The organism is Nonomuraea sp. NPDC003727, from assembly GCF_053586935.1.
The window spans coordinates 381,307-402,805 of record NZ_JBSFNE010000008.1; the positions used below are offsets into that span (position 1 = coordinate 381,307).

Consider the following 21,499-nt stretch of genomic DNA (forward strand, 5'->3'; position numbering starts at 1 on the left):
CCTGCTCACCTTGGACGAGGACGTATGCGGGTACTGCGTGGGCTGCTCACGGCGACGTTGGTCTTGGCGATCTGTCCGGCGGTGCCCGCCCGGGCGGGCGACGGGCCGGAGCCGCCGAAGACCGTCCAGGAACGTCCGAACGGCGAGGAGTCCGCGGTCGCGGCGGCCCGCCGCACCGGCCGGCAGGTCGAGATCGAGTCGATGCGTACGGAGACCCGCCAGGTCTTCGCTCAGCCGGACGGCACGCTCACGATGGAGCAGCACGTACGCCCGGTACGCGTACGCGGGTCCGGCGGCTGGGTCCCCGTCGACACCACCCTCCGTCCCAACCCCGACGGCACGGTCAGCCCGGCCGCGGCGGCGGTGGGGCTGACCTTCTCCGGTGGCGGCGGCGCCCCGTTGGCCAGGCTGTCGCGCGGCGCCAAGTCCCTGGAACTCGGCTGGCAGGGCACGCTGCCCAGGCCCACGCTGAAGGGCGACACCGCCACCTACGCCGAGGTCATGCCGGGCGTGGACCTGCAGGTCACCGCGGACGTGGACGGCTTCTCCCACGTCCTGGTGGTCAAGTCGCGAGCCGCCGCGGCGCGCATGACGGAGCTGACGTTCCCGCTGTCCGCCTCCGGCCTGTCGGTGAAGGCGGACCAGGCGGGCAACCTCGAGGCCGTCGACCGGAACGAGGGCACGATCTTCGTCGCGCCCACCCCGAAGATGTGGGACTCCGAGGGGATCACCAGCCCGCAGGCGCTCAGGGAGGGCCGCTCCCCTGAGGCCCGCGAGGCCGCGATGGGCGTGCGGCTGTCGGGCCGGCAGCTGCGGCTCTTTCCCGACAGGAAGATGCTCACGGATCCGAAGACCCGCTTCCCCGTCTACCTGGACCCGTACTTCTCGGCCGCGCGCAACGCCTGGACGGCCGTCTGGAGCAACTGGCCCAACTCCAACTACCTCAACTCCAGCGACGTCGCCAGGGTCGGCCACGTCGAGTCGCAGACGAACCGCTCGTTCTTCCAGATGAACACCGGCTCGACCATCCACGGCAAGCAGATCATCAAGGCGACGCTGCGCACGTACGAGACCTGGTCCTACTCGTGCAGCGCCCGCAAGGTCGAGGCCTGGGCGACCAACCCCATCAGCGCGAGCACCACCTGGAACAAGCAGCCCACGTGGGTCAGGCTGCTGTCCACGGTGAACGTGGCCAAGGGCTGGGGTTCGGCCTGCATGCCCGGCGGCGTCGAGTTCGACGTCACCTCGCAGGTCGTGGACGCCGCCGCCAAGAAGTGGCCCAACGTCACCATCGGCCTGCGCGCCACCAGCGAGACCGACGTCTACGCCTGGAAGAAGTTCAAGAACAACCCGAGCCTGGTCATCGAGTACAACTCGCTGCCCGGCAACCCGGTGGCGGCCGACGTCTGGTCGGACCCGGGCGGCCCCTGCGTCTCCGGCGACGGACGGCCGATCGTCAGCACCGCCACACCGAAGCTGTGGGCCAAGCTGAAGGACACCGACAACTCGGTCCAGGGCCGCTTCGAGTGGTACAACGCCGCAGGGGTGAAGACGGGCGAGCACCTCACCCCCATGGGGTCGACGGGCACGGCCTTCTACGCGACGATCCCGTCGAGCCTGTACGCCGACGGCGCGCTGATCCGCTGGCGGGTCCGCGCCGAGGACGGCAAGGCCACCAGCGCGTGGAGTCCCTGGTGCGAGGCCACCGTGGACACCACGGCCCCCGGCAGGGAACCGGAGATCTCCTCGCCCCAGTACGCCGAGAACGGCTGGAGCGACGGCGTCGGCCTCGCCGGCACGTTCACGTTCGCCCCGAACGGCGTCCCCGACGTCGCCGCCTACGTCTGGGGTCTGGACTCCGCGCCCGCCACGGAGGCCGGGCCCGGCCAGGACGGCAACGCCACGATCGCGCTGACGCCGCGCCACGACGGCCCCAACGTGCTGTCGGTACGCAGCAAGGACCGCGCGGGCCAACTCGGCCCGATCCGCACCTACGTCTTCAACGTCAACGCGGGCCGGGGCCCCAGCGGCCACTGGGCGCTGGACGAGGGCCAGGGCACCCTGGCGGCCGACACCGGGAACGCCCACCCGGCGACGCTGTACGGGGCGAGCTGGACCTCCGGCAGGACCGGCACGGCGCTCAGGCTGGCCGGCGCCTACGCCCAGACCTCGGGCCCGGTGATCGACACCAGCCGCAACTTCACCGTCAGCGCCTGGGCCCGCCTGACCGGCACGGCCGCCTCCGCCACCGCCGTCACCCAGGAGGGCGGCAGGACGGGCGCGTTCGCCCTGCAGTACGCGAAGGCCGACGACCGCTGGGCGCTGACCGTGGCGGGCTCGGACACCGACGGCGCGCCGGTGGTGCGCGCCCTGTCGGCGGCCGCGCCGAGGCTGAACGAGTGGACCCACCTGGCCGGCGTCTACGACTCGGCGGCGGGCCAGGTGTCGCTCTACGTGAACGGCAGGCTGGAGGCCACGGTGGCCGTCACGCCGCCGTGGAACGCCGCGGGCCCCCTCACGATCGGCCGCGGGAAGGTCGGCGGGGCGGCTGCGGAGCACTGGCCCGGGGACGTCGACGAGGTGCGGGTCTACGGCCGCGCCCTGTTCGCCGACGAGCTCGCCGACCTGGTCAACAGCGCTGCCACGCTGGTCGGCCACTGGAAGCTGGATGAGGAGTCCGGCCTGTCGGCGGCCGACTCCTCCGGCCGGGCGACGGCCGCGACGCTGTCCGGAGCCGCCTCGTGGACGTCGGGTTGGCTGGACGGCGCGCTCGCGCTCGACGGCGTCGACGGGTACGCCCAGGCGAGCGCACCCGTGGTCAACACCGGGAACGGGTTCACCGTGGCCGCCTGGACCCAGCTCGACTACCTGCCCACCCGCGACAGCGCGGCCGTGGCCCAGCCGGGCGCCAGAGCGGCCGGCTTCCAGCTCGGCTTCGACAAGGAACGGCAACGGTGGACCCTCGGCATGGCCGCCGCCGACACCGACACCGCCGCCCTCGTCCGCACCCGCTCCGACGACATCCCCAACCCGCTGGAATGGACCCACATCGCCGGCGTGTACGACCCGCTGGCCGGTCAGCTCCGCATCTACGTCAACGGCCGCCTGTCCACCACCACCGTCACCGACCACGTGAGCGCATGGAACGCCACCGGCCCGCTGCAGCTGGGCCGGACCAGGACAGCGGGCGCCTTCACCGGCTTCTGGCCGGGGACGGTGGACGACGTCCGCGCCTATGACGGCGTGTTGAGCGCCGAGCACATCGCCCAGCTAGCCGCCCAGTAACTCCCGCACCGCACCCCCCGACTGGGAGACTTCATGGATCTGCCGGATGAGTTAGAGCTGCCCGAATCCCGCTGGAATCGTTTTCCGCCGTCCACGGAACCTGACCTTCCCGACCTGTCCTGGAACCGTTTCCAGGAGCCCAGGCGCGAGTCGCCCTGGCCACGCAGGCTCGCGACCATGCTCCCCGTCCTCCTGGTGGTGCCGCTGGTGTACGCCATGCCCGCCGCGGCCGCCCCTCGCCCGGCCCCGGCCGTGCAGAAGGAGACGGCGGTCAAGGGACAGCCGGTCCCTGTCCAGCCGCCCATGGCCGATCCCGTGCAGAAACAGGCGTGGAAGGCGCCGCCGCGCATCACCTGGCCCGAACCCCAGAAGGCCGAGCTGGGCGGCGCCACCACCGTGGCGGCCGGGTTCCCGGTGAAGCTGGCCCCCCGGCGAGGGGAGGCCAAGGCGGCCGCCGAGCCGGTGAGCGTGGAACTGCTCGACACCGACCGGCTCGGACTGGCGATGCGCGTCTCCCCCGGCCAGGGCGTCGCGACGGCAAAGGCGGGCGGGAAGACGCGCCTGCGGATCGACTACTCCGGATTCCGTTACGCCTACGGCGGCGACTACGGCGCCCGGCTGCGGATGGTCAGGCTGGACGAGTGCGCGCTCGACGCGGCCGCCACCGACTGCGCGCCGCCCGAGCCGGTGAAGAGCGAGAACGACGCCAAGGCCGGCACCCTGACCGCCGAGGTCGAGACCGGCGCCGTGTACGCGCTCACGGCCGCCGCCTCCGGCCAGTCCGGCGATCACTCGGCCACCTCCCTGTCGCCCTCCGCCGACTGGAGCGTCGGCACCCAGACCGGCGACTTCACCTGGGACTACGACCTGCGCACGCCGCCCGCGCTGGGTGGCGACGAGCCGGAGATCTCGCTGGCCTACTCCTCGCAGAGCGTGGACGGCCGCACCGCCTCCACCAACAACCAGGCGTCCTGGGCCGGTGACGGCTTCGAGCTCAACCCCGGCGGCTATGTCGAGCGCCGCTACAAGTCCTGCATGATCGACGGCAAGAAGACCGGCGACCTGTGCTGGGACCAGGACAACGCCATCCTGGCGCTCGGCAGCTCCGCCGTCGAGCTGGTCAAGGACGCCACGACCAGGCAGTGGCGGCCCAAGCGCGACGACGGCACCCGCATCGAGTACCTCACCGGGGCCGCCAACGGCGACGACAACGGTGAGTACTGGCGCGTCACCACCGCCGACGGCACCCAGTACACCTTCGGCCTCAACCGCCTGCCCGGCTGGGCGAGCGGCAAGCCGGAGACCAAGTCGGTGCAGACGGTGCCGGTGTTCGGCAACAACAGCGGCGAACCCTGCTACTCCAGCACCCCGGCCAACGCCTGGTGCCAGCAGGCCTACCGGTGGAACCTCGACCACGTCAGGGACACCCACGGGAACGCGACCACGTACTGGTACGAGCGCGAGACCAACCACTACGGCCGCAACTCCAAGCCTGAGCTGGGCACCCAGTACGTCCGCGGCGCCTACCTGACCCGCATCGACTACGGCTACCTGCAGAACGAGCTGTTCACCACGGCCCCCGCGGCCCGCGTGCTGTTCGAGGTTGCCGAGCGCTGCCTGCCCAGCGGCACCGTCACCTGCGCCGCCGACCAGCTCAAGAAGGAGACCGCCGGCCACTGGCCGGACGTCCCGTTCGACCAGATCTGTGACGCCGGCGTGAAGTGCGTCGACCGCCTCACGCCGACGTTCTTCACCCGCAAGCGGCTGACCAAGGTCACCACCCAGGTCCGCAACGGCTCCGGACAGTACTACGCGGTGGACTCCTGGGCGCTGACCCACCAGTTCCCCGCCACCGGTGACGGCCTCAGCCCGTCGCTGTGGCTGGCCTCGATCCAGCAGACCGGCCACGTGGGCGGCACGATCACGCTGCCCAGGACCACCTTCGTCGGCGTCCAGCTGCCCAACCGGGTAGACGCCACCGAGGGCCGCGCCCCGCTGGTCAAGTGGCGCGTCCAGGCGGTCGACAACGGGACCGGCGGCGAGCTGAGGATCAACTACGCCCCCGCCGAGTGCAGGCCCGGCGAACTGCCGGCGGCTGACAAGAACACCAAGCGGTGCTTCCCGCAGCGCTGGACGCCGCAGAACGAGACCGAGGTCACCGACTGGTTCCACAAGTACGTGGTGGCGCAGACGGTGGAGGTGGACCGGGTCGCCGCCTCGCCCAACGTGGTCACCAGCTACGAGTACCTGGACGGCGCCGCCTGGCACTTCGCCGAGAACATCCTCGTCAAGCCCGAGCACCGCACGTGGTCGGACTTCCGCGGGTTCGGCCGGGTACGGGTGCGCGAGGGCGACGGGCAGGACACCAAGCGCACGCTCACCGAGTTCCGGTACTTCCGCGGCATGGACGGCGACAAGCAGGCCGACGGATCCAGGCGCAGCGTCCAGGTCGAGGACTCCGAGGGCGCCAAGCTGGACGACCTCGACCAGTACTCCGGCTTCGAGCACGAGGAGATCCTCTACGACGGCGACGGCGGGGCCGTCCTGAAGGCGGCCGTCGAGCAGCCGTGGTCGGTGCGGACCGCGCAGTCCACGCAGGGCGGCGTCACCAAGGCCGCGCACGTGGTCGAGGCCAAGTCCATGGTCACCCGTACGGCGCTGCCCGGCGGGACCTGGCGGCGTACCGGCGAGGAGCGCGCGTACGACACCAAGGGCCTGCTCACCCAGGTGGAGGAGAAGGGCGACCTGGCCGCGCCCGACGACGACCAGTGCACCCGTTACACCTACGCCCGCGACGACGCCAGCTGGATGCTCGACTACCCGAGCCGCGTCCAGAAGGTCGCCGCGAGCTGCGGCACCGCCGTGTCCGCGCTGGCCGCCGGTGACGTGATCTCCGACGAGAAGGTCCAGTACGACGGCAAGGCGTACGGCCAGGCCCCGACCAAGGGCGATGTGACCACGGTCCAGCAGCTCGTCTCCGGGGACGGCGCGACGATCACCGACAGCACCCACACCTACGACGTCTACGGCCGCGAGACCAGCGAGACCGACGCGGTCGGCACCAGGTCCGTGACCGCCTACAGCCCGGCCACCGGCGTCCTTCCCGCCGAGATGACCGAGACCAACCAGCTCGGCCACGTCGACCGTACGTTCCTCGAACCGGCCTGGGGCGAGCCCGTGGCCGAGGTCGACGTGAACAACCGCCGCGTCGACCTGGAGTACGACGCGCTCGGCCGCCTGACCAAGGTCTGGCAGGCCGACCGCAGCAAGGCGGCAGGACAGTCGCCCAGCACCGAGTACTCCTACGTCATGCGCGCCGACGGCCCCAGCGTCGTCACCACCAGGACGCTGCGCGCCGACGGCGGCTACACCGCCAGCCACGAGCTGTACGACGGCCTGACCCGCGAGCGCCAGACCCAGGAACCCGCGCCCAGGGACGACCAGGCGCAGGACCCCGCGCTGCGCGACGGCCGCACGATCACCGACACCTTCTACAACTCCCTGGGCGAGCAGTCCAAGGCCAGCACCGGCTACTTCGCGACCGGGACGCCCTCCACCGACCTGCTGGCGGTGGCCGACGCCGACGTGCCCACGCAGGTCGTGTCCCTCTTCGACGGCGTGGGTGAGGTCAACGCCCAGATCTTCAAGGCGAAGGGCGTGGAGAAGTACCGGGTCTCGTCCAGGCAGGAGGGCGACAGGATCCACGTGACGCCGCCCCCGGGCGGCACGGCGACCACCCGCATCGGGGACGCCGAGGACCGCCTGATCGAGCTGCGCCAGTACAAGGGCGCGACCCCGACCGGCGAGTACGAGTCCACCAGGTACACCTACGACCACGCCGGACGGCTGTCGACGGTGACCGACTCGGCGGGCAACGTGTGGCGCCACCACTACGACCTGCGCGGCCGGGAGATCAAGACCGAGGACCCCGACAAGGGCGTCACGACGATGACGTACAACGACGCCGACGAGCTCGTCAGCACCACCGACGCCCGCGGCAGGACCCTGTGGTACGTCTACGACGAGCTGGGCCGGGAGAAGGAGCTGCGCGAGAACTCCGCGACCGGCCCGCTGCTGGCCGAATGGAAGTACGACGCGCTGGCCAAGGGCCACAAGAACGCCAGCATCCGGTACGTGGGCGGGCAGGCGTACAAGGCGGAGATCAACGCCGTCGACGCCGACTACCGCCCGCTGCGCGAGACCGTCACCATCCCCGAGCGGGAGGGCAAGCTGGCGGGCTCGTACGTCCTCAACACCCGCTACACGCTCGACGACCAGGTCCAGTCCGTCACCTTCCCGGCCGCCGGCGGCCTGGAGGCGGAGTCGGTCGTCTACAGCTACGACGAGCTGGGCCAGCCGACCAAGGTCACCGGCCTGTCGTCGTACGTCACCGCGGCCCGCTACTCCAAGCTGGGCGAGACCCTGCAGTACGAGCTGGGCACCGGAGGCAGGAAGACCTGGATCACCTACACCCACGACGAGTCCACCCGAAGGCTGACCGGCATGCGGCTGGACAGGGAGGGCGCCGCCGCGACCGACCTGGACCTCGGCTACACCTACGACGCGGTCGGCAACATCACCAAGATCGCCGACAAGGGGGCGAGCGGTCAGGACACGCAGTGCTTCGCCTATGACCATCTGCGCCGCCTGACCTCCGCCTGGACGGCCACCGACGACTGCGCCGCCGGCGGCCCGCAGCCGGACACGATCGGCGGCGTGGCGCCGTACGCGGTCAGCTACGCCTACGACTCCACCGGCAACCGGACCAAGGAGACCAGGCACGCCTGGGGCGGCGCGGGCGAGACGGTCCGCTCCTACACCTATCCGCCGGCGGGCGGCAATCAGCCGCACGCGCTGCAGACCGTCGGCACGGACCTCTTCGAGTACGACGCCGCGGGCAACACCACCAGGCGCAAGGTCGGCACCTCCGACCAGAGCCTGGTCTGGGACGCCGAAGGCAACCTGGAGTCGGTGACGGAGGCGGGCAGGACGACGTCCTTCGTCTACGACGCGGAGGGCGACCGGCTGATCCGCAGGACGCCGGCCGACGCCACGCTCTACGTCGACGACATGGAGCTGCGCTTCGACGTCGCCAAGGACGCGGTGGAGCAGACCCGCTACTACACCGTCAACGACCAGCCCGTCGCGGTACGCACCCACGACAACCAGGTCTACCTGCTGGCCAACGACCACCAGGGCACCGCGCAGGCCGCGGTGAACGCCGGGAGCGGTGAGCTGGCCGTACGGAGGACGACTCCGTTCGGCGAGAACCGGGGCGCGCCGCCGCCGTGGTGGCCGGGGCAGCGCGGATTCGTCGGCGGCACGCAGGACGCCACGACCGGGCTGGTCCACCTGGGCGCCCGCGAGTACGACCCCAGGAACGGCCGCTTCCTGTCGGTGGACCCGATCATCGACGACGTGGACCCGCAGCAGCTCAACGCCTACGCCTACGCCAACAACAGCCCCGTGAGCATGAGCGACCCCGACGGGCAGTGGGTCTGGGTCGTGGTCGCCGTCGGTGTCCGGCTCGGGGCCCGCTACCTCGCCAAGAGAGCGGCCCAGCGCGCTCTCAGGCAGGCGGCGATCCGCAGGGCCAGGGAGGCGGCCAGGAAGCGGGCCCTGGCCGAGGCCAGGAAACGAGCCGAGGAGGAGGCCAAGAAGCGGGCCAGGGAGGCGGCCAGGAAGCGGGCCCTCGCCGAGGCGAAGAAGCGGCGGCTGGCGGCGGCCAGGAAGAAGGCGGCCGAGGCGGCCAGGAAGGCGCGGGAGGCCGCGGCGAAGCGACGGGCCGCGATGGCGGCCCGGAGACAGGCCAGGAAGGCGGCCCGCGAGGCGGCGGCCAAGCGGCGGATGGCACTGGCCGCCCAGCGGCGCAACCAGCGGGCCGGCCGGATCCCCCGCGGGATCCAGCACGCGCGCTCGCGCCCGGCCAGCCGGCCCACCAGCCACCGGGCACAGCAGCGGCACTCGCCGCCCAAGGCGAACCGGCAGCCGGCACAGCCACGGCCGAGCCAGGTCTACCGGAACGACGGCTCCGTCCAGCCCACCCAGTCCTACACCGTCTACGGCAACGGCCGGATGTATCCGCAGGGCAGGCCACCGTCGAACCTGCCGCGCGGCGGCTCCGGCCAGGCTGAGAAGCAGATCTTCAAGCCGGAGAAGTACGAGATCGAGACGAACCGGAGGGGTGCCGCGACCGCCGAACTCGGCGCCCGAGGCCAGAAGATCGCCGACGACATCATCGATCTGTTCGACACCTGGTTCGGTGGAATGGGCGGCATGGGCTGACAGCACGTCCTTCCGCTGAGCACCGACCGGCGCGGGGCCCTCGTGGCCCCGCGCGGGCGGCGTCCCAGCCGGCCCTTCGGGCTCGGGTTCTCCCCGGCGGGCGTCCTCCGGGCCCGGGGGCGCCCATGGCGGACATGAGCAGAAGCCGGGCCGAGGAGCCGATCAGCCGACCGTCAGCCACTGATCGGGGCGCGCAGGACGGCCGGGCCGCCGGGCACGGTGCTCAGCCCCAGGGCGACGGCGTCGTCACCCTGGACGGCCGCCGAAAGCTCCATGGTCGCCCCCGCGCCTCTGGCGGTGAAGCTGCCCGCGGGGACCCGGCTGCCGTCCGCCCGTTCGAGCCAGACCAGGTAACGCTGGCCGTTGTCGAGGCCGCTGACCTGCAGGTTCACGGCCGTACCCCACTGGCGGGCGGCCAACTCGGCGGTGATCTGCATACCCCGCGCCCCGTAGGTCACCGTGTGTCCTCCGGCGCCGGACACGAGCACCGTCACCACGACGGCGGCCGAGGCCGCGGCGGTCATGAGCCCGCCGGACCACGCCAGCAAGCGCCTGCGCCTGCGCCGGTTCAGGTGCCGGACGCCGACGGCGGCCACCACGCTGTCACGCAGCCAGGGCGGTGGCGCGGGAAGAGCGGCGACCCGGTCGGGATTGGCGTGACCGAGGGCGCCGGCCACCTGGTCGAGGGATGTGAGTTCGGCCCTGCACGCGGGGCAGCCGTCGGTGTGGGCCAGCAGGGTCGCCAACTCGGCCTCGGGAAGGCGCCCCAGCGCGTGCATACCCAGCAGAGCGTGATAGTCGCGGCAGCTAGTCACCTTCCCACCCCATCTCCTCCAGCACCAGGCGCAGTGCCTTGAGCGCGTAGAACACCCTGCTGCGCACCGTACCCGAGGGTATGCGCAGCTCGGCGGCGACCTCGGCGGGCGCGCGGTCTCGCAGGTGCACCTCCACGAGAATGTGCCGTTGTTCGGGGGACAACCGCCGCAACGCCTCTTCGACCTGCATGCCGAGAAGCAACCTTTCCAGGCCGGTGTCTCCGGGCACATCGCTCTCCTGGCCGTCGGAGAGCTGCGGCCGCACGGAACGCGCACGCAAGAGGTCGATCACCACGTTCCTGCAGATCGCGAACAACCACGTCCTGGGAGACGACTGCCTGTGGTCGTACCGCCCCGCCGTACGCCACGCCCGCACGAAGGTCTCCTGCACCGCGTCCTCGGCCGACCCCGTGTCGCCCAGGGACCTCCTGGCGAAGGCGAACAACTCGCCTCCGTAGTCGTCATAGACCGCCCGCAAGGTGGTCTCGTCATCCAGCCGCACGTCTCCTCCTGCCCTGCCGTTCCGATGGACATACGGAACACATCGCTGCGGCGTTCATCCATTGTCGGGTGAACACCGACCGCCTCGCCTCCGTACACCCCCTCGTCATCAGCGACAGAGAAGGGAACAACCATGCGAGCAGTTGTCCGGACAGCGGTGCTCGGAGTCGCCGTGACCGCCGCCGCCACCCTCGCGGTGCCGGCCCTGGCCCAGCGGGACAGCGGGTCCGAGCGGCGCGCCCACGTGCATGTTCACTCGCCGAAGGCCGACACGGCGACCGGTGTGGAAGGTGCCGCCTGGATGGTGGAGCTCTCCGTCGGCTACCGCGACGGGCTGAAGGCGGCCGGATGGAGCGGACCGCAGGTCACCGGCCCCCAGGGTGGGACAGGGACGTTCGGCCCCGGCAAGGACGACAAGCTGCCCGGCCTCGTGGTGCTGCTCTCCACGACGACCGGCTTCTCGGGACCGGGCACGAACCTGGCCAACCTGTTCAACGTCACCGGCGTGGCCGGGCGGGACGAGGCCGGCAGCGCGGTGAAGCTGTGGGATTCCTGGCTGGTCGGCAAGCCGCTGTTCGGAAAGGACGTCCGTAGCGTGCTCACGGTCGCGGTCGTGGCCGACCTGAACCGCAACGGCGTGCTCGACGACGCACCCGACACGGTGAAGGATCTCACCGGCGACGGCCGCATCGACGCCGAGGACCTGCGCGAGCTCGGCGTGATGTCGAACATCGCCGAGGTGCCGTTCCGCATCACCGGCTCGGCGGCCTGAGAGGCCCGGTAGCGCATCCCGCCGGCACCCGTGCGCCCTTCCCGGACACACCGCCCGGGTTGCCGGCCGGCCTGAGCAGTGGCCATCACTGTCTGAAACGCCTTTGCCGGCAGGCTCGGCCTGCTGTGATCATGCCGGTCATGAGTTGCGTCTTCTGCCGCATCGTCGCCGGCACCGAGCCGTCGCAGACCATCCACCAGGACGAGCACGCCATCGCCTTCCTCGACATCGCCCAGGCCACCAGGGGGCACACCCTGGTCGTCCCAAGAGCGCACCACCGAGACCTGGGGGAGATCCCAGCGGAGACGGCGGCACACGTCATGCGGACCGCGGTCGAGGTGTCCCGACGGATCGTCGGCGCCCTCGGGGCTCCTGGCGTGAATCTCTGGCACGCCAGCGGCGAGACGGCCTGGCAGGGCGTCTTCCACTTCCACCTCCACGTGGTGCCCCGCTTCGAGCCCACCGATCTCACGCCGCCCTGGACGGAGGTCGAGCACCCGGTCGAGTCCCTCAAGGGACTGGCCGAGGAGATCAGAGCCTGGCGCTGAAGGCGAGCGCCAGGACGGGCTCCGAACACTCCGGGCAGCCGGGGGACCCGATAACGCTGACCGGCCGGGAAACTCAGATCATGCGTCGTAGCGCGGTCTCCACGGCATCGATCAGCGGATCACCCTTGGTCCGTGGGTGCCGTGCGAGACCCAGTTCGACGTCCGGCAGGGCGGGCAGGGCGTCCGCGTCGTGGCAGGCCATGGCCGGTTCGAGGTTCGCGGGCATGAGCGCCGCGACGCCGAGCCCGGCCCGTAGCGCGGCGAGCACACCGACCAGGCTGTTGCTTTCGAACGCCACCCGCCAGGGCCGGTCGGCGCGTTCCAGCGTTTCCAGCACCGACGTACGCCAGGAGCACGTGTTCGAGAACAGCACCACCGGCAGCGGATCGTCAGCCACGTCCACCCCCTGGCCGATCGCCCAGACCAGCGGGCGGCGCACCGTCCAGCGCGGCGGCCCGGGAAGGTCCGGCACCTCGTCGAGCACGAGTTGGACGCGGCCGGTGTCGTAGGCCTCCCGCATCGCGGCATTGGAACAGCTGAGCACCTCCAGCGTCGCGCCGGGGTGCAGCCGGGCCAGGTCGGCGAGGGCCTGCGGAAGCTGGGACGCGGCGAGGTCCTCGAGCAACCCGACGCCGCAGCGGCCGGTCAGCGCGCGCCCGGTTTCGGTGAGCGCCTGTGCGGAGAGCGAGAGGATGCGTTCGGCGTACGGCAGGAGCTCCTCACCGGCCCGGGTGGGCGAGACGCCCGATGGCGACCGGTAGAGCAGCGGACGGCCGACGGTGCTCTCGAGCTTGCGCAACTGCTGGCTGAGCGCGGGCTGGGTGTGTCCGAGCGCGGTCGCGGCGCGGCTGATGCTGCCCGCCCGCACGGCGGTGACGAACGACCGCAGCAACGTGATCTCAAGATCTCGGGCCATAAGCATTGATTATGCCAGCCCCAACGAATTAGTCACTTCCTATGGCATAACGGATGACCTAGCGTCGCGCAGGTGACCAGATACCGACAGGTACTCGCCGTGCCAGGGATGGCGTCGCTGCTGGGCGTTTCGCTGCTCGCCCGTGCCGCGATCACGGCTGACGTGATGGCGCTGACCATGTATGTCGTGCTGGGCCTGGGCATGAGCTACGCGGCAGCGGGTGGCGTCGCGGCGGCTCTGACCGCCGGGGTGGCGCTGGGCGGGCCGCTGCTCGGCCGCATGATCGACTGGCGCGGCCTGCGTACCGTGCTGCTGGCCACCGTCGCGCTGCAGGCCGTGTTCTGGCTGAGCGTGCCGCTCCTGCCGTACGGGATCCTGCTGGGCGCCGCCTTCGCGGCGGGTCTGCTGATGGTGCCGGCCCAGCCGGTGACCAGGCAGGCGATCGCCGCGATGACGACGGCGGGACAGCGCCGGGCCGCGTTCGCGCTGGAATCGGTACAGGGCGAGCTGTCCTACATTGTGGGCCCGGCGGTGGTGATCCTGTGTGCGGCGACCATGTCCCCCGGTGTGGTGGCGTGGGGGGTCGGCGCCGCGATCGTGGCCGGCGGAGCCGGGATCGCCCTGCTCAACCCGCCGCTGCGGGCCGAGGACGAGGCGGATGCCGGCGCGGCCGGACGGCCCCCACGCCGGGAGTGGCTGGGCGCCGGCATGATCGCCGTACTGACGATGGCGTTCGGCACCACGACGCTGCTCAGCGGCGTCGACCTCGCCATCGTCGCCACGCTCGAAGAGGCAGGCCAGGTGTCCTGGGCCGCCGTGGTCATAGCCGTGTTCGGCGTGGCCTCCGTCGCCGGCGGGCTGATCTACGGCGCGCTGTCCCGGCCGCTGCCCACGTGGCTGCTGCTCGGCCTGCTCGGGCTCGTGACGATTCCCGCCGGGCTCGCCCACGACTGGCCCTGGTTGTGCGTGGCCGTTGTCGGCGCCGGGCTGCTCACCGCGCCGACCCTTTCCACGGTGGCCGACGCGGTGAGCCGGCTGGCCCCGGCCAGCGTGCGGGGCGAGGCGACAGGTCTGCAATCCTCGGCGGCGAGCGCGGGTTTCGCGCTCGGATCCCCGCTCGTGGGGGTGGCGATCGACGTCTCCGTGCCGGCGGGCGGCTTCGCGGCGGCCGGGCTGGCCGGTCTCGCCGCCGCGCTGACCGGATACCTGCTGTCCCGCCGCGCGCCCGCCCGAACGCGGTCTCCGCTCAGCGATCCCGGCCTCGCCGGGGAACCGGACCTTGAGCCGTGCGCAGCCGGCGCCCGGCCTGGCGCATGAGGTACGAGCCCGCGCCTACGGCCGCGCCGCTCCGGTGACGAGTCCGTGCGGCCGCGGGCGCGCGCAACTCGCCCACGCCCCTGGAGCCTGGTCGCGGCCTAGCTCATGTTCGCGGGCCCGGTGACGACGAAGGACCGAGCGCAGCGGTGAAGGCCGCGAGCCACCTGTCGACGGGCCCGAGAGTGATCATGCCGCTGCCCGCGCCCGCCAGTTGACCGGCGGCAGGCAACAGCCGAGTGCGCGCCTGGGCGAGCACGACCTGATCGCCCACCTCCAGGGCGACCGCGCCCTGCAGGCAGCACAGCGCCTCGTACATCAGGTCCGCGGGCGGCTCGGGCAGCGCCCGCAGGGCTGCCCGGGCATCGGCGCGATGCCCGCCGCGCAGCAAGGCGAAGGGCTCGGCCCAGGGGCGGTAGGGGCCCCAGTCGGTTTCCAGGTCCCCCTGCTCGGCCGCCTCGAGCGCGGACCGGGTGCCGTCCACCAGACGCAGGCACAACAGCGCCAAGGGCAGCAGGCCCTGCTCCACCCCAGGCATCCCGGCGCCCTCCAGCCGCGTGGCGGCGACCCGGTAAGCGGCCTCCGCCTGCGCGGGCTGCCCGACAGCAGCCAACCTCAGCGCGCGATACCAGTCGGTAAAGCAACCCACCAGCGGCCGTTCGTAGCGCTCCGCCAGGCGGTCCGCTGCGGCGGCGTGTGCGTCCGCCGCCCGGAAGTCGCCGAGCGCACTGCGGGCCTGCAACCGGATCAGGTGCCCGAGCACCTCGAAGGTCACCAGACCGTGCCGGGTGGCCAGCGCGAGGAGCTCCGCGCCGACGGTGTCGCGCCGCGGCGCCAGGCCCGCCCGGGTGCACGACTGCATGTACACCCCGTTGAGAGCGAACGCGAGCAGCGCCGGGTCGTCCAGGCGGCGGGCGATCTCCTCCGCCTCGCGTGCGGCCTGCGGTCCGCGCTCTGAGCGGGTGCCGCGCATCTCCAGCGCGATCGTGGCCAGCAGGCGGCAGCGTGCCGTGTCATACGACGGATCGCCGGGCAAGGCGGCCAGCGTGCGCTCGGCGGTGGCCACGATCCGCTCCGCCTGCTGCGCGTCGTCGCTGCGGGTCCAGATGGCGGGCACGTCGAAGGCGCCGATCACCCGGGCGGTCAGCTCGGGGTCACCGAACTCCGCCGCCGCCATGACCGCCGCCAGCCGGTGCTCCCGCGCCGCCCGAAGACCGCCGCCTCCGGTCATGGCGAGGTTCCGGAGCAGGCCGACCGTCGATTCCAGCCGGGTCCGAGCCCCGGCCGCGACCGTACGGTGGTACGTCGCCGTGGCCTGCTCCCACAGCCGGGCCGCCGCAGGCACCGGGCCGGGCGCAGCGTCCAGGAGTGGATCCTGGGCCAGGATGTCCGCCTCCAGACGGCGCAGCCGCGGGCCCGGGTCCAACCCCAGCTGATCGGCCAGAATCGTACGGGCCCTGCGCAGCACGCTCAACGCGTCGCCCTGGCGGCCCATGCGGTACAGCGCCAGCGCCAGCAGCCGCCACGCATCCTCGCGCCAAGGGTGCTCGACGAGGTGCGCGTCCAGGTCAGGCACCGCCTCGGCGGCCAGTCCGAGGTCCAACCGGGCCTGCGCCTGCAGTTCCACCGCCTGCAGCCGCAATTCGGCCAGGCGGGAGCGCTCACCGCCGACCCATTCCTCCTGCGCGAACTCGGCGTAGGCAGGTCCTCGCCACCATCCCATCGCCTCCTTCACCTGCTCCAGCGCCTGGGCAGGCGGCGACGACGCCGCGGCGCCGACCGCCGCCGCGAACCGCCAGGCATCGACGCCGTCCGGCGCCGCGCGCAGCGCGTACCCGGGCCCCTCCGTGACGAGCAACCGGGCGGGGGCCCGCGGCGGCCGGTCCGGCTCCAGAGCGCGGCGCAGGTCTGCGACGAAGGTCTGCACGGCGCCGGCCGCACCTTTCGGGGGCTCGTCCCACAGGTCTTCCACCAGGCGGGCGAGGGGCACCACGCGGCGGCGGGCGATGATCAGCCGCGCGAGCACCGCGCGGTGCCGCGGGCCCTTCAACGCCACGGCGGCACCGCCGCCGTCCCAGGCCACCACCGGGCCGAGCACCCCGAACGTGACCCGCTCCATCCCCTCACCTCCCCAGCGCACTTCCGGCCCTCACGGTACGCGCTGACCGGATGCTGATTCGCGGGCGGCACGCTCGATGATGTCCGCCGACCGGCGGGCGCCCTTCGAGTGAACAAGAACGGCTCACCATGGCACCGACCATTCCCGACTTCGACTACCACCGCGTCCCCGTCGCCGACGGTGTCGCCCTCCACACGGCCGTCGGCGGCACCGGCAGCCCGATCGTGCTGCTGCACGGCTTCCCGCAAACCCACCTGATGTGGCGGCACGTCGCAGCCGACCTCGCGGCCGACCACACCGTCATCTGCCCCGACCTGCGCGGCTACGGCGCCAGCGACAAGCCCGCCGGGACGGCTGACGGCACCGCGTACGCCAAGCGCGCCATGGCCGCCGACATCGTCGCCCTGGCCCGCGCCCTCGGCCACGACCGCTTCGCGCTGGCCGGACACGACCGCGGCGCCCTGGTCGCCTTCCGCGCCGGCCTCGACCACCCCGCGGCGATCACTCACCTGGCCTGCCTGGACGTCCTGCCCACCCTGGACATGTGGCAGGTCATGCACGGCACCACCGCCGCCATCGGCTTCCACCTCTACCTCATGGCCCAGCCTCCGGGCCTTCCCGAACAAATGATCTCCGCGGCTCCTGACGCCTTCTTCGGCCACTTCCTCGACATCTGGCACCAGAACCCCCAGACCATCCCCACCGACATCCGCGCCGCCTACCTGGACGCCTGCCGGAACGCGGTGCCCTCGATCGTGGCCGACTACCGCGCCTCCGCCACCATCGACGTCGAGCACGACCAGGCCGACAAGGACGCCGGCAGCCGCCTGCGCATGCCGGTCACCGTCCTCCAGCAGGACTGGGGCGCCGTCCTGGGCTTCGACGCGGCCACGCTGTGGCGCGCCTGGGCGCCCGACCTCCATCACAGCACCGTCAGCTGCGGCCACTTCATGGCCGAGGAAACCCCCGCAGACATCAGCAGAGCTCTGCGGGACCTGCTCACCCGCTGACCCCGCGGCCTGCCGCAGCCCGGTCGCGGTGCTCACAGGTCAGGAGAGACACGAGCCCGGCCGAGACAGCGCGTCAGCCCCGAGGTCGAGCGGGGCCTCGGCCGCGAGCCCGGCAGCTATGCCGCGTGGGCACGCGCAACGCCGCGACCTTCCGGTGCGCCGGCTCGGCGGACGCCGGGTCGCTCCTGCGCCGGCCGCTCCGGCCAGGGCCGGGCGGACTGCGGCGGGGCGGGCTTCTGCCGCCTTCAGGAGCTGGGGGCGTCGTCGCCGTAGAGGAGCGAGGTCCAGGCTTTGGTGAGGGTGTCCACCAGGACCTGTTCGTCGTCGAACGGCGGGACGCCGCTCGCCGCGAGGTAGTAGAGCCGTTCGCCCAGCCAGGTCAGCGACGCCGCGACCGCGCGGACGTCCACGTCGCCGAGCCGTTCGAGAGCCCGCGGGTCGGCTTGGATGCGGGCCGCGGCGGCGTCGGTGAACAGGTCCATCTGCGCCAGCCACAGCGCGCGCAGGTCAGCGTCGGAGCCCCAGCTTTCCACGATCGCCATGAGGACACCCGCATTGTCGCGCCACAGCCTGGCGCCGTCACTCACGCCTGATCGCAGCGCGGCCACCGGCTCCTGCTCGTGGCCGATCCACGGCTGCGCGGCCTGCTGCCCCTGGGCGACGGCCTCCCGTACGAGCTCGCCGAGCACGGCCTGCTTGCTCGGGAAGTAGAAGTAGAAGCTCGCTCGGGAGACCTCGGCCGCGGTGAGGATGTCGGCCACGCTCAGGGTGTCGAAGCGGTGCCGTTCCAGCAGGTCACGGGTGGCGGTCAGGATCCGCGCGCGCAGGTCGGCGGAGGCGGGCGCGGCGTCGGATCGACGGGGTGAACGCGGGCGTGACATGCGCCTCATCCTACGCACGGAGTGTCCGGACACACTGTATGGACGTATTGTCCATACAGTGTGTATGGTCTTGCCATGACACACGTCGCGATTCACCTCGTCGTCACCGACGCGGACCACGCCGCCGCCTGGTACACCGAGGCGCTGGGCGCCAGGGAGACCAGTCGGCTCACGCTCCCCGACGGCACCACGCTGACCGTCGAACTCCGCCTCGGCGACACCACCCTGGCCGTGGCGGGCGAGATGCCCGGCAGGGGCATGCGCGCCCCCATCGGGCTCGGCGCCACCTCCGCAGCCCTGCACGTCCCGGTCGCCGACGTCGACGCGGCGTGGGAGCGGGCGATGGCAGCGGGCGCGGAGGTCTTCGAGCCGGTGCACGACGCCTTCTGGGGCGACAGGACCGGCCAGCTGTTGGACCCCTACGGCCACCGATGGGCACTGAACCAGCACGTCAGGGACGTACCGGCCGACGAGATCGCCCGCAGGGCGGCGGAGCTGCTCACCGGCGCGTGACACTGGGGTTGGCGCCTGGCCGACCACCTTCGCCGGACCGGATCCCAGCCGGTCCGGGCCGCCGCGGTCTGCCGGCGGGCTAGGAGAGGCGTGTCGCCGCGTCGAGGACGAAGGCGGCGGCTACCGCTGCCCGATCGCCGCCGCCGCGTAGCTGTTCGAGAGCCGCGACCGCCCGGTCACGGCCTACGTCACCGGCAAGCAGCTCGACCGCGATCCGGTACCGCACCCCCCGATCGCCTTCAACGGCGAGCCGCGCCAGCAGCGCCTCCGCCGATGCGCCCAGCGCGGCCCGCGCGCGAACCCGGAGATCGTTATCCTGAAGCGCATCATTGAACACCCCGGCGAACATCCCCGGTGCCCGCAGCTGAGCGAGCGCTTCGAGGGCGACCATCCGGACGGGCGTCCGAGCCGATTCGGGCAGATCGTCATGGTCGCGATCATCGAACTCGCCCGGATCCTGCACGAGAGGCACCACGACCGCCGCGTCGCCGGAGTCCCCGTGCGTCACGAACCACCGCAGGGCCTCGGCTCGCATACCGGGATCGGCCGCCGACAGATCCGCGAGCATCTCCGCCCTCACCCGTCCATGATCCCTCCAACAGTGCAGGCACTCCGACCGCCGCCAGGCTTCTCGGCGTCGGTCAGCGTCCGTCACCCCTTCAGACCGGTGTGGGCCAGGCCCGCATGATGAAGGTGGCGAGCACGCCTGTGGCACGCCCTGCAGCACCGCCAGGAAGAGCTCCATGTTGAGCCCGACGTTCTTGAAGACCTGGACCACGATCACCGGTGGCGCCGAGGGGCAGGCATGGCTTGCCGGTCTTCTCCTGTACGGCTGACGCGATCTTGACGGCCTCCTCCCAGGCCCGTCCCTTCGCCGCACGCTCTGTCCGGCCTGTTCGTGCAGGTCGGCGTTGAAGAAGACACCGAACGGCTGGTCGGGGTGCAGGTGAGGAGCCCGGGTCGGTGCGGCTCAGTCCGGGAGCGGCCGTCGCGTGGCCGCCGGCCCGAAGAGGCGATCGAGGTGGTAGTCGATGATCGCGACGGCGGCCTCGTGGCTGCGCTGCCGGCCCAGGACGCTGGCGGTCAGGCCATTGGCGAGAGCCAGAAGGGTGGCGACCTCGGTGCGCGGGTCGCGATCGGAGGCGACGTCCCCGGCCTGCTGCGCGGCGGTCAACCGTACGGTGAGGAAGTCTTCCAGTGCGTTGGGCAAGGTGAGCCCGACCGCGGCGAGCGCCGGGTCAGTGAGGGCGGCGGTGTAGTAGGCGGTCCAGGCCATAGAGTCCAGCTTGCTCTGCTCGTCGAAGGGCAGGATCGCGCCAAGGACGGCGGCGAAAACGCCGCGTGGTGTCAGCTCGCCCGCGGCGGCGCCGGCCCGCTGCTTGACCCGGCGGTCCATGCGGGCACCCAGCTCGGTGAGGCCGGACTCGAGCAGGGCCAGCTTGTTCGTGAAGTAGTACTGGACGACGCGCAGCGAGACCCCGGCCTCGGCGGCGATCTCACGCATCGACACCGCCTGCAGGCCGCGGGTGCTGGCGATGCGCAGCAGCGCCTCGGTCAACTGGCGCCGCCGCTCATCATGATCCACCTGTCGGGGCATGCCCGTTTCCTACCTGTTGTCCGTGCTGTGCTTCGGCGTTGCGGTCCCGGGCCGCGCCTGGCCGGGAAAGGCGAGGATCCGCTCGGCGACCAGGTCCGGAGCTTCGACGGGCAGCGAATGTCCGGTGCCGGGCACGATCTCCACGCGCCAGGACGGCGCGATGTCGGCCAGCCGCGCGGCCAGCGCCTGCGCGTCGAGCAGCGCGCTGCGGGCGCCCAGCAGCACCTGCACGGGCACGGACACCTCGCGTATCTGCTCGTCGGTGTAGGCGGGCGGGATGGGCACACGCCGGCGGAAGGACCAGCCGGCCCGCATCAGCTCCACCAGCCCATCCTCGCGCAGCACCCCGTTGTCCGCTACGCCGGCCATGCGGTGTCGCAGCGTCCGGGGAAGCATGGAGGCGATGGCGCCGGCAAGGGCCCACCGGATGAACCGCCTGGGCAACGGCGCGAAGCCGCCCGGGTCCACCAGCGTCAGCGCCGCGACCCGGCCGCCCCCGCCGAGTTGCTGTTCCACTGCGGCCCAGCCGCCGGCAGAGAAACCCGCCACGTGTGCGCGCTCGGCTCCGACTGCGGCCAGTACGTCGGTGATCCAGCCACCGACCTCGGCACCGGTCGCGAGCGGCTGCGTCTGAACCGAGCGGCCGGGCTCGCCGAGCGGGTCGACGGCAAGGACCGGGCGCGTGCGCGCCAGCGGCTCGATGTAGCGGTACCAGGCCAGCGCGTTCCCGCCGGCACCGGCCAGGAGGACCACGGGATCCCCCTCGGCGGGCCCGGCCCGGTGGATCCGCACGATGCCGGCGCGGGTCTCCACGTCGATGGCGTCCACCGGCACCGGCCACAGCTCGCCGAGCACTCGGTCATAGACGGCGTAGTACCTGTCACGGGCAGAGTCGCTGGTGAAGGCTGACGGCCGGTCGGGTGTGCGCATGGCTGACCTCATC

15 protein-coding genes are annotated in these 21,499 nt (G+C 72.1%); 7 read left to right on the forward strand and 8 right to left on the reverse strand.

Features of this window, described 5'->3' with window-relative positions:
* Positions 1 to 24: 24 nt before the first annotated feature.
* Positions 25 to 3,285: a LamG-like jellyroll fold domain-containing protein gene (locus tag ACWDLG_RS22600; protein WP_449922725.1), complete on the forward strand. Its 3,261-nt coding sequence runs from the start codon at positions 25 to 27 to the stop codon at positions 3,283 to 3,285.
* 177 nt (positions 3,286 to 3,462) lie between these two features.
* Positions 3,463 to 9,570 (forward strand): RHS repeat domain-containing protein, encoded by a 6,108-nt coding sequence (locus ACWDLG_RS22605; protein ID WP_449922727.1) that lies wholly within the window; start codon positions 3,463 to 3,465, stop codon positions 9,568 to 9,570.
* A gap of 173 nt (positions 9,571 to 9,743) precedes the next feature.
* Here the strand turns inward: ACWDLG_RS22605 and ACWDLG_RS22610 are convergent, their stop codons facing one another.
* Together ACWDLG_RS22610 and ACWDLG_RS22615 are read right to left on the reverse strand one after the other, a co-directional pair.
* Positions 9,744 to 10,385 carry a zf-HC2 domain-containing protein gene (locus tag ACWDLG_RS22610; RefSeq protein WP_449922729.1) on the reverse strand — a complete coding sequence of 214 codons (642 nt, stop codon included), beginning with the start codon at positions 10,383 to 10,385 and terminating at the stop codon, positions 9,744 to 9,746.
* Positions 10,378 to 10,887: a sigma-70 family RNA polymerase sigma factor gene (locus ACWDLG_RS22615; RefSeq protein WP_449922730.1), complete on the reverse strand. Its 510-nt coding sequence runs from the start codon at positions 10,885 to 10,887 to the stop codon at positions 10,378 to 10,380. Before ACWDLG_RS22615 ends, ACWDLG_RS22610 begins: the two co-directional genes overlap by 8 nt.
* Before the next feature lie 132 nt (positions 10,888 to 11,019).
* Here ACWDLG_RS22615 and ACWDLG_RS22620 point away from each other — a divergent pair, with 132 nt between their 5' ends.
* Entirely contained in the window at positions 11,020 to 11,658 is a 639-nt protein-coding gene (locus ACWDLG_RS22620; protein ID WP_449922732.1) for a hypothetical protein, read from the forward strand.
* Positions 11,659 to 11,798: 140 nt separating this feature from the next.
* Positions 11,799 to 12,206 carry an HIT family protein gene (locus ACWDLG_RS22625; protein WP_449922734.1) on the forward strand — a complete coding sequence of 136 codons (408 nt, stop codon included), beginning with the start codon at positions 11,799 to 11,801 and terminating at the stop codon, positions 12,204 to 12,206.
* Between the two features lie 73 nt (positions 12,207 to 12,279).
* Here ACWDLG_RS22625 and ACWDLG_RS22630 read toward each other — a convergent pair whose 3' ends face one another.
* A complete protein-coding gene (locus tag ACWDLG_RS22630) occupies positions 12,280 to 13,122 on the reverse strand; it encodes a LysR family transcriptional regulator (RefSeq protein ID WP_449922735.1) in 843 nt (280 codons plus the stop codon).
* A 72-nt stretch (positions 13,123 to 13,194) separates the two neighbouring features.
* Between ACWDLG_RS22630 and ACWDLG_RS22635 the strand changes: the two genes are divergently transcribed.
* Entirely contained in the window at positions 13,195 to 14,439 is a 1,245-nt protein-coding gene (locus tag ACWDLG_RS22635; protein ID WP_449922737.1) for an MFS transporter, read from the forward strand.
* A 103-nt stretch (positions 14,440 to 14,542) separates the two neighbouring features.
* Here ACWDLG_RS22635 and ACWDLG_RS22640 read toward each other — a convergent pair whose 3' ends face one another.
* A complete protein-coding gene (locus tag ACWDLG_RS22640; RefSeq protein WP_449922739.1) occupies positions 14,543 to 16,555 on the reverse strand; it encodes a BTAD domain-containing putative transcriptional regulator in 2,013 nt (670 codons plus the stop codon).
* A gap of 128 nt (positions 16,556 to 16,683) precedes the next feature.
* On the opposite strand from ACWDLG_RS22640, the gene ACWDLG_RS22645 reads away from it, so the two are divergent.
* Complete coding sequence (locus ACWDLG_RS22645) at positions 16,684 to 17,565, forward strand: alpha/beta fold hydrolase (RefSeq protein ID WP_449922741.1); 882 nt, start codon at positions 16,684 to 16,686, stop codon at positions 17,563 to 17,565.
* Positions 17,566 to 17,810: 245 nt separating this feature from the next.
* Here the strand turns inward: ACWDLG_RS22645 and ACWDLG_RS22650 are convergent, their stop codons facing one another.
* A complete protein-coding gene (locus tag ACWDLG_RS22650) occupies positions 17,811 to 18,446 on the reverse strand; it encodes a TetR/AcrR family transcriptional regulator (protein ID WP_449922742.1) in 636 nt (211 codons plus the stop codon).
* Between the two features lie 75 nt (positions 18,447 to 18,521).
* On the opposite strand from ACWDLG_RS22650, the gene ACWDLG_RS22655 reads away from it, so the two are divergent.
* Positions 18,522 to 18,959 (forward strand): VOC family protein, encoded by a 438-nt coding sequence (locus ACWDLG_RS22655; RefSeq protein WP_449922744.1) that lies wholly within the window; start codon positions 18,522 to 18,524, stop codon positions 18,957 to 18,959.
* Between the two features lie 79 nt (positions 18,960 to 19,038).
* Here the strand turns inward: ACWDLG_RS22655 and ACWDLG_RS22660 are convergent, their stop codons facing one another.
* The 3 genes from ACWDLG_RS22660 to ACWDLG_RS22670 form a co-directional block, all read right to left on the reverse strand.
* On the reverse strand, positions 19,039 to 19,539 hold the full coding sequence (locus tag ACWDLG_RS22660; RefSeq protein WP_449922746.1) for a hypothetical protein: 501 nt from the start codon (positions 19,537 to 19,539) through the stop codon (positions 19,039 to 19,041).
* Positions 19,540 to 19,929: 390 nt separating this feature from the next.
* Positions 19,930 to 20,556, reverse strand: coding sequence for a TetR/AcrR family transcriptional regulator (locus ACWDLG_RS22665; RefSeq protein ID WP_449922748.1), 627 nt, complete (start codon positions 20,554 to 20,556; stop codon positions 19,930 to 19,932).
* Positions 20,557 to 20,565: 9 nt separating this feature from the next.
* Positions 20,566 to 21,486: an alpha/beta fold hydrolase gene (locus ACWDLG_RS22670; protein WP_449922749.1), complete on the reverse strand. Its 921-nt coding sequence runs from the start codon at positions 21,484 to 21,486 to the stop codon at positions 20,566 to 20,568.
* Positions 21,487 to 21,499: the final 13 nt, after the last annotated feature.

Excerpts from the sequence above, each read along its gene's own strand:
- ACWDLG_RS22600 (WP_449922725.1), top strand. The coding sequence starts at position 25 with ATGCGGGTACTGCGTGGGCTGCTCACGGCGACGTTGGTCTTGGCGATC.
- ACWDLG_RS22605 (WP_449922727.1), top strand. The coding sequence starts at position 3,463 with ATGCTCCCCGTCCTCCTGGTGGTGCCGCTGGTGTACGCCATGCCCGCC.
- ACWDLG_RS22620 (WP_449922732.1), top strand. The coding sequence starts at position 11,020 with ATGCGAGCAGTTGTCCGGACAGCGGTGCTCGGAGTCGCCGTGACCGCC.
- ACWDLG_RS22625 (WP_449922734.1), top strand. The coding sequence starts at position 11,799 with ATGAGTTGCGTCTTCTGCCGCATCGTCGCCGGCACCGAGCCGTCGCAG.
- ACWDLG_RS22630 (WP_449922735.1), bottom strand. The coding sequence starts at position 13,122 with ATGGCCCGAGATCTTGAGATCACGTTGCTGCGGTCGTTCGTCACCGCC.
- ACWDLG_RS22640 (WP_449922739.1), bottom strand. The coding sequence starts at position 16,555 with ATGGAGCGGGTCACGTTCGGGGTGCTCGGCCCGGTGGTGGCCTGGGAC.
- ACWDLG_RS22645 (WP_449922741.1), top strand. The coding sequence starts at position 16,684 with ATGGCACCGACCATTCCCGACTTCGACTACCACCGCGTCCCCGTCGCC.
- ACWDLG_RS22650 (WP_449922742.1), bottom strand. The coding sequence starts at position 18,446 with ATGTCACGCCCGCGTTCACCCCGTCGATCCGACGCCGCGCCCGCCTCC.
- ACWDLG_RS22655 (WP_449922744.1), top strand. The coding sequence starts at position 18,522 with ATGACACACGTCGCGATTCACCTCGTCGTCACCGACGCGGACCACGCC.
- ACWDLG_RS22665 (WP_449922748.1), bottom strand. The coding sequence starts at position 20,556 with ATGCCCCGACAGGTGGATCATGATGAGCGGCGGCGCCAGTTGACCGAG.
- ACWDLG_RS22670 (WP_449922749.1), bottom strand. The coding sequence starts at position 21,486 with ATGCGCACACCCGACCGGCCGTCAGCCTTCACCAGCGACTCTGCCCGT.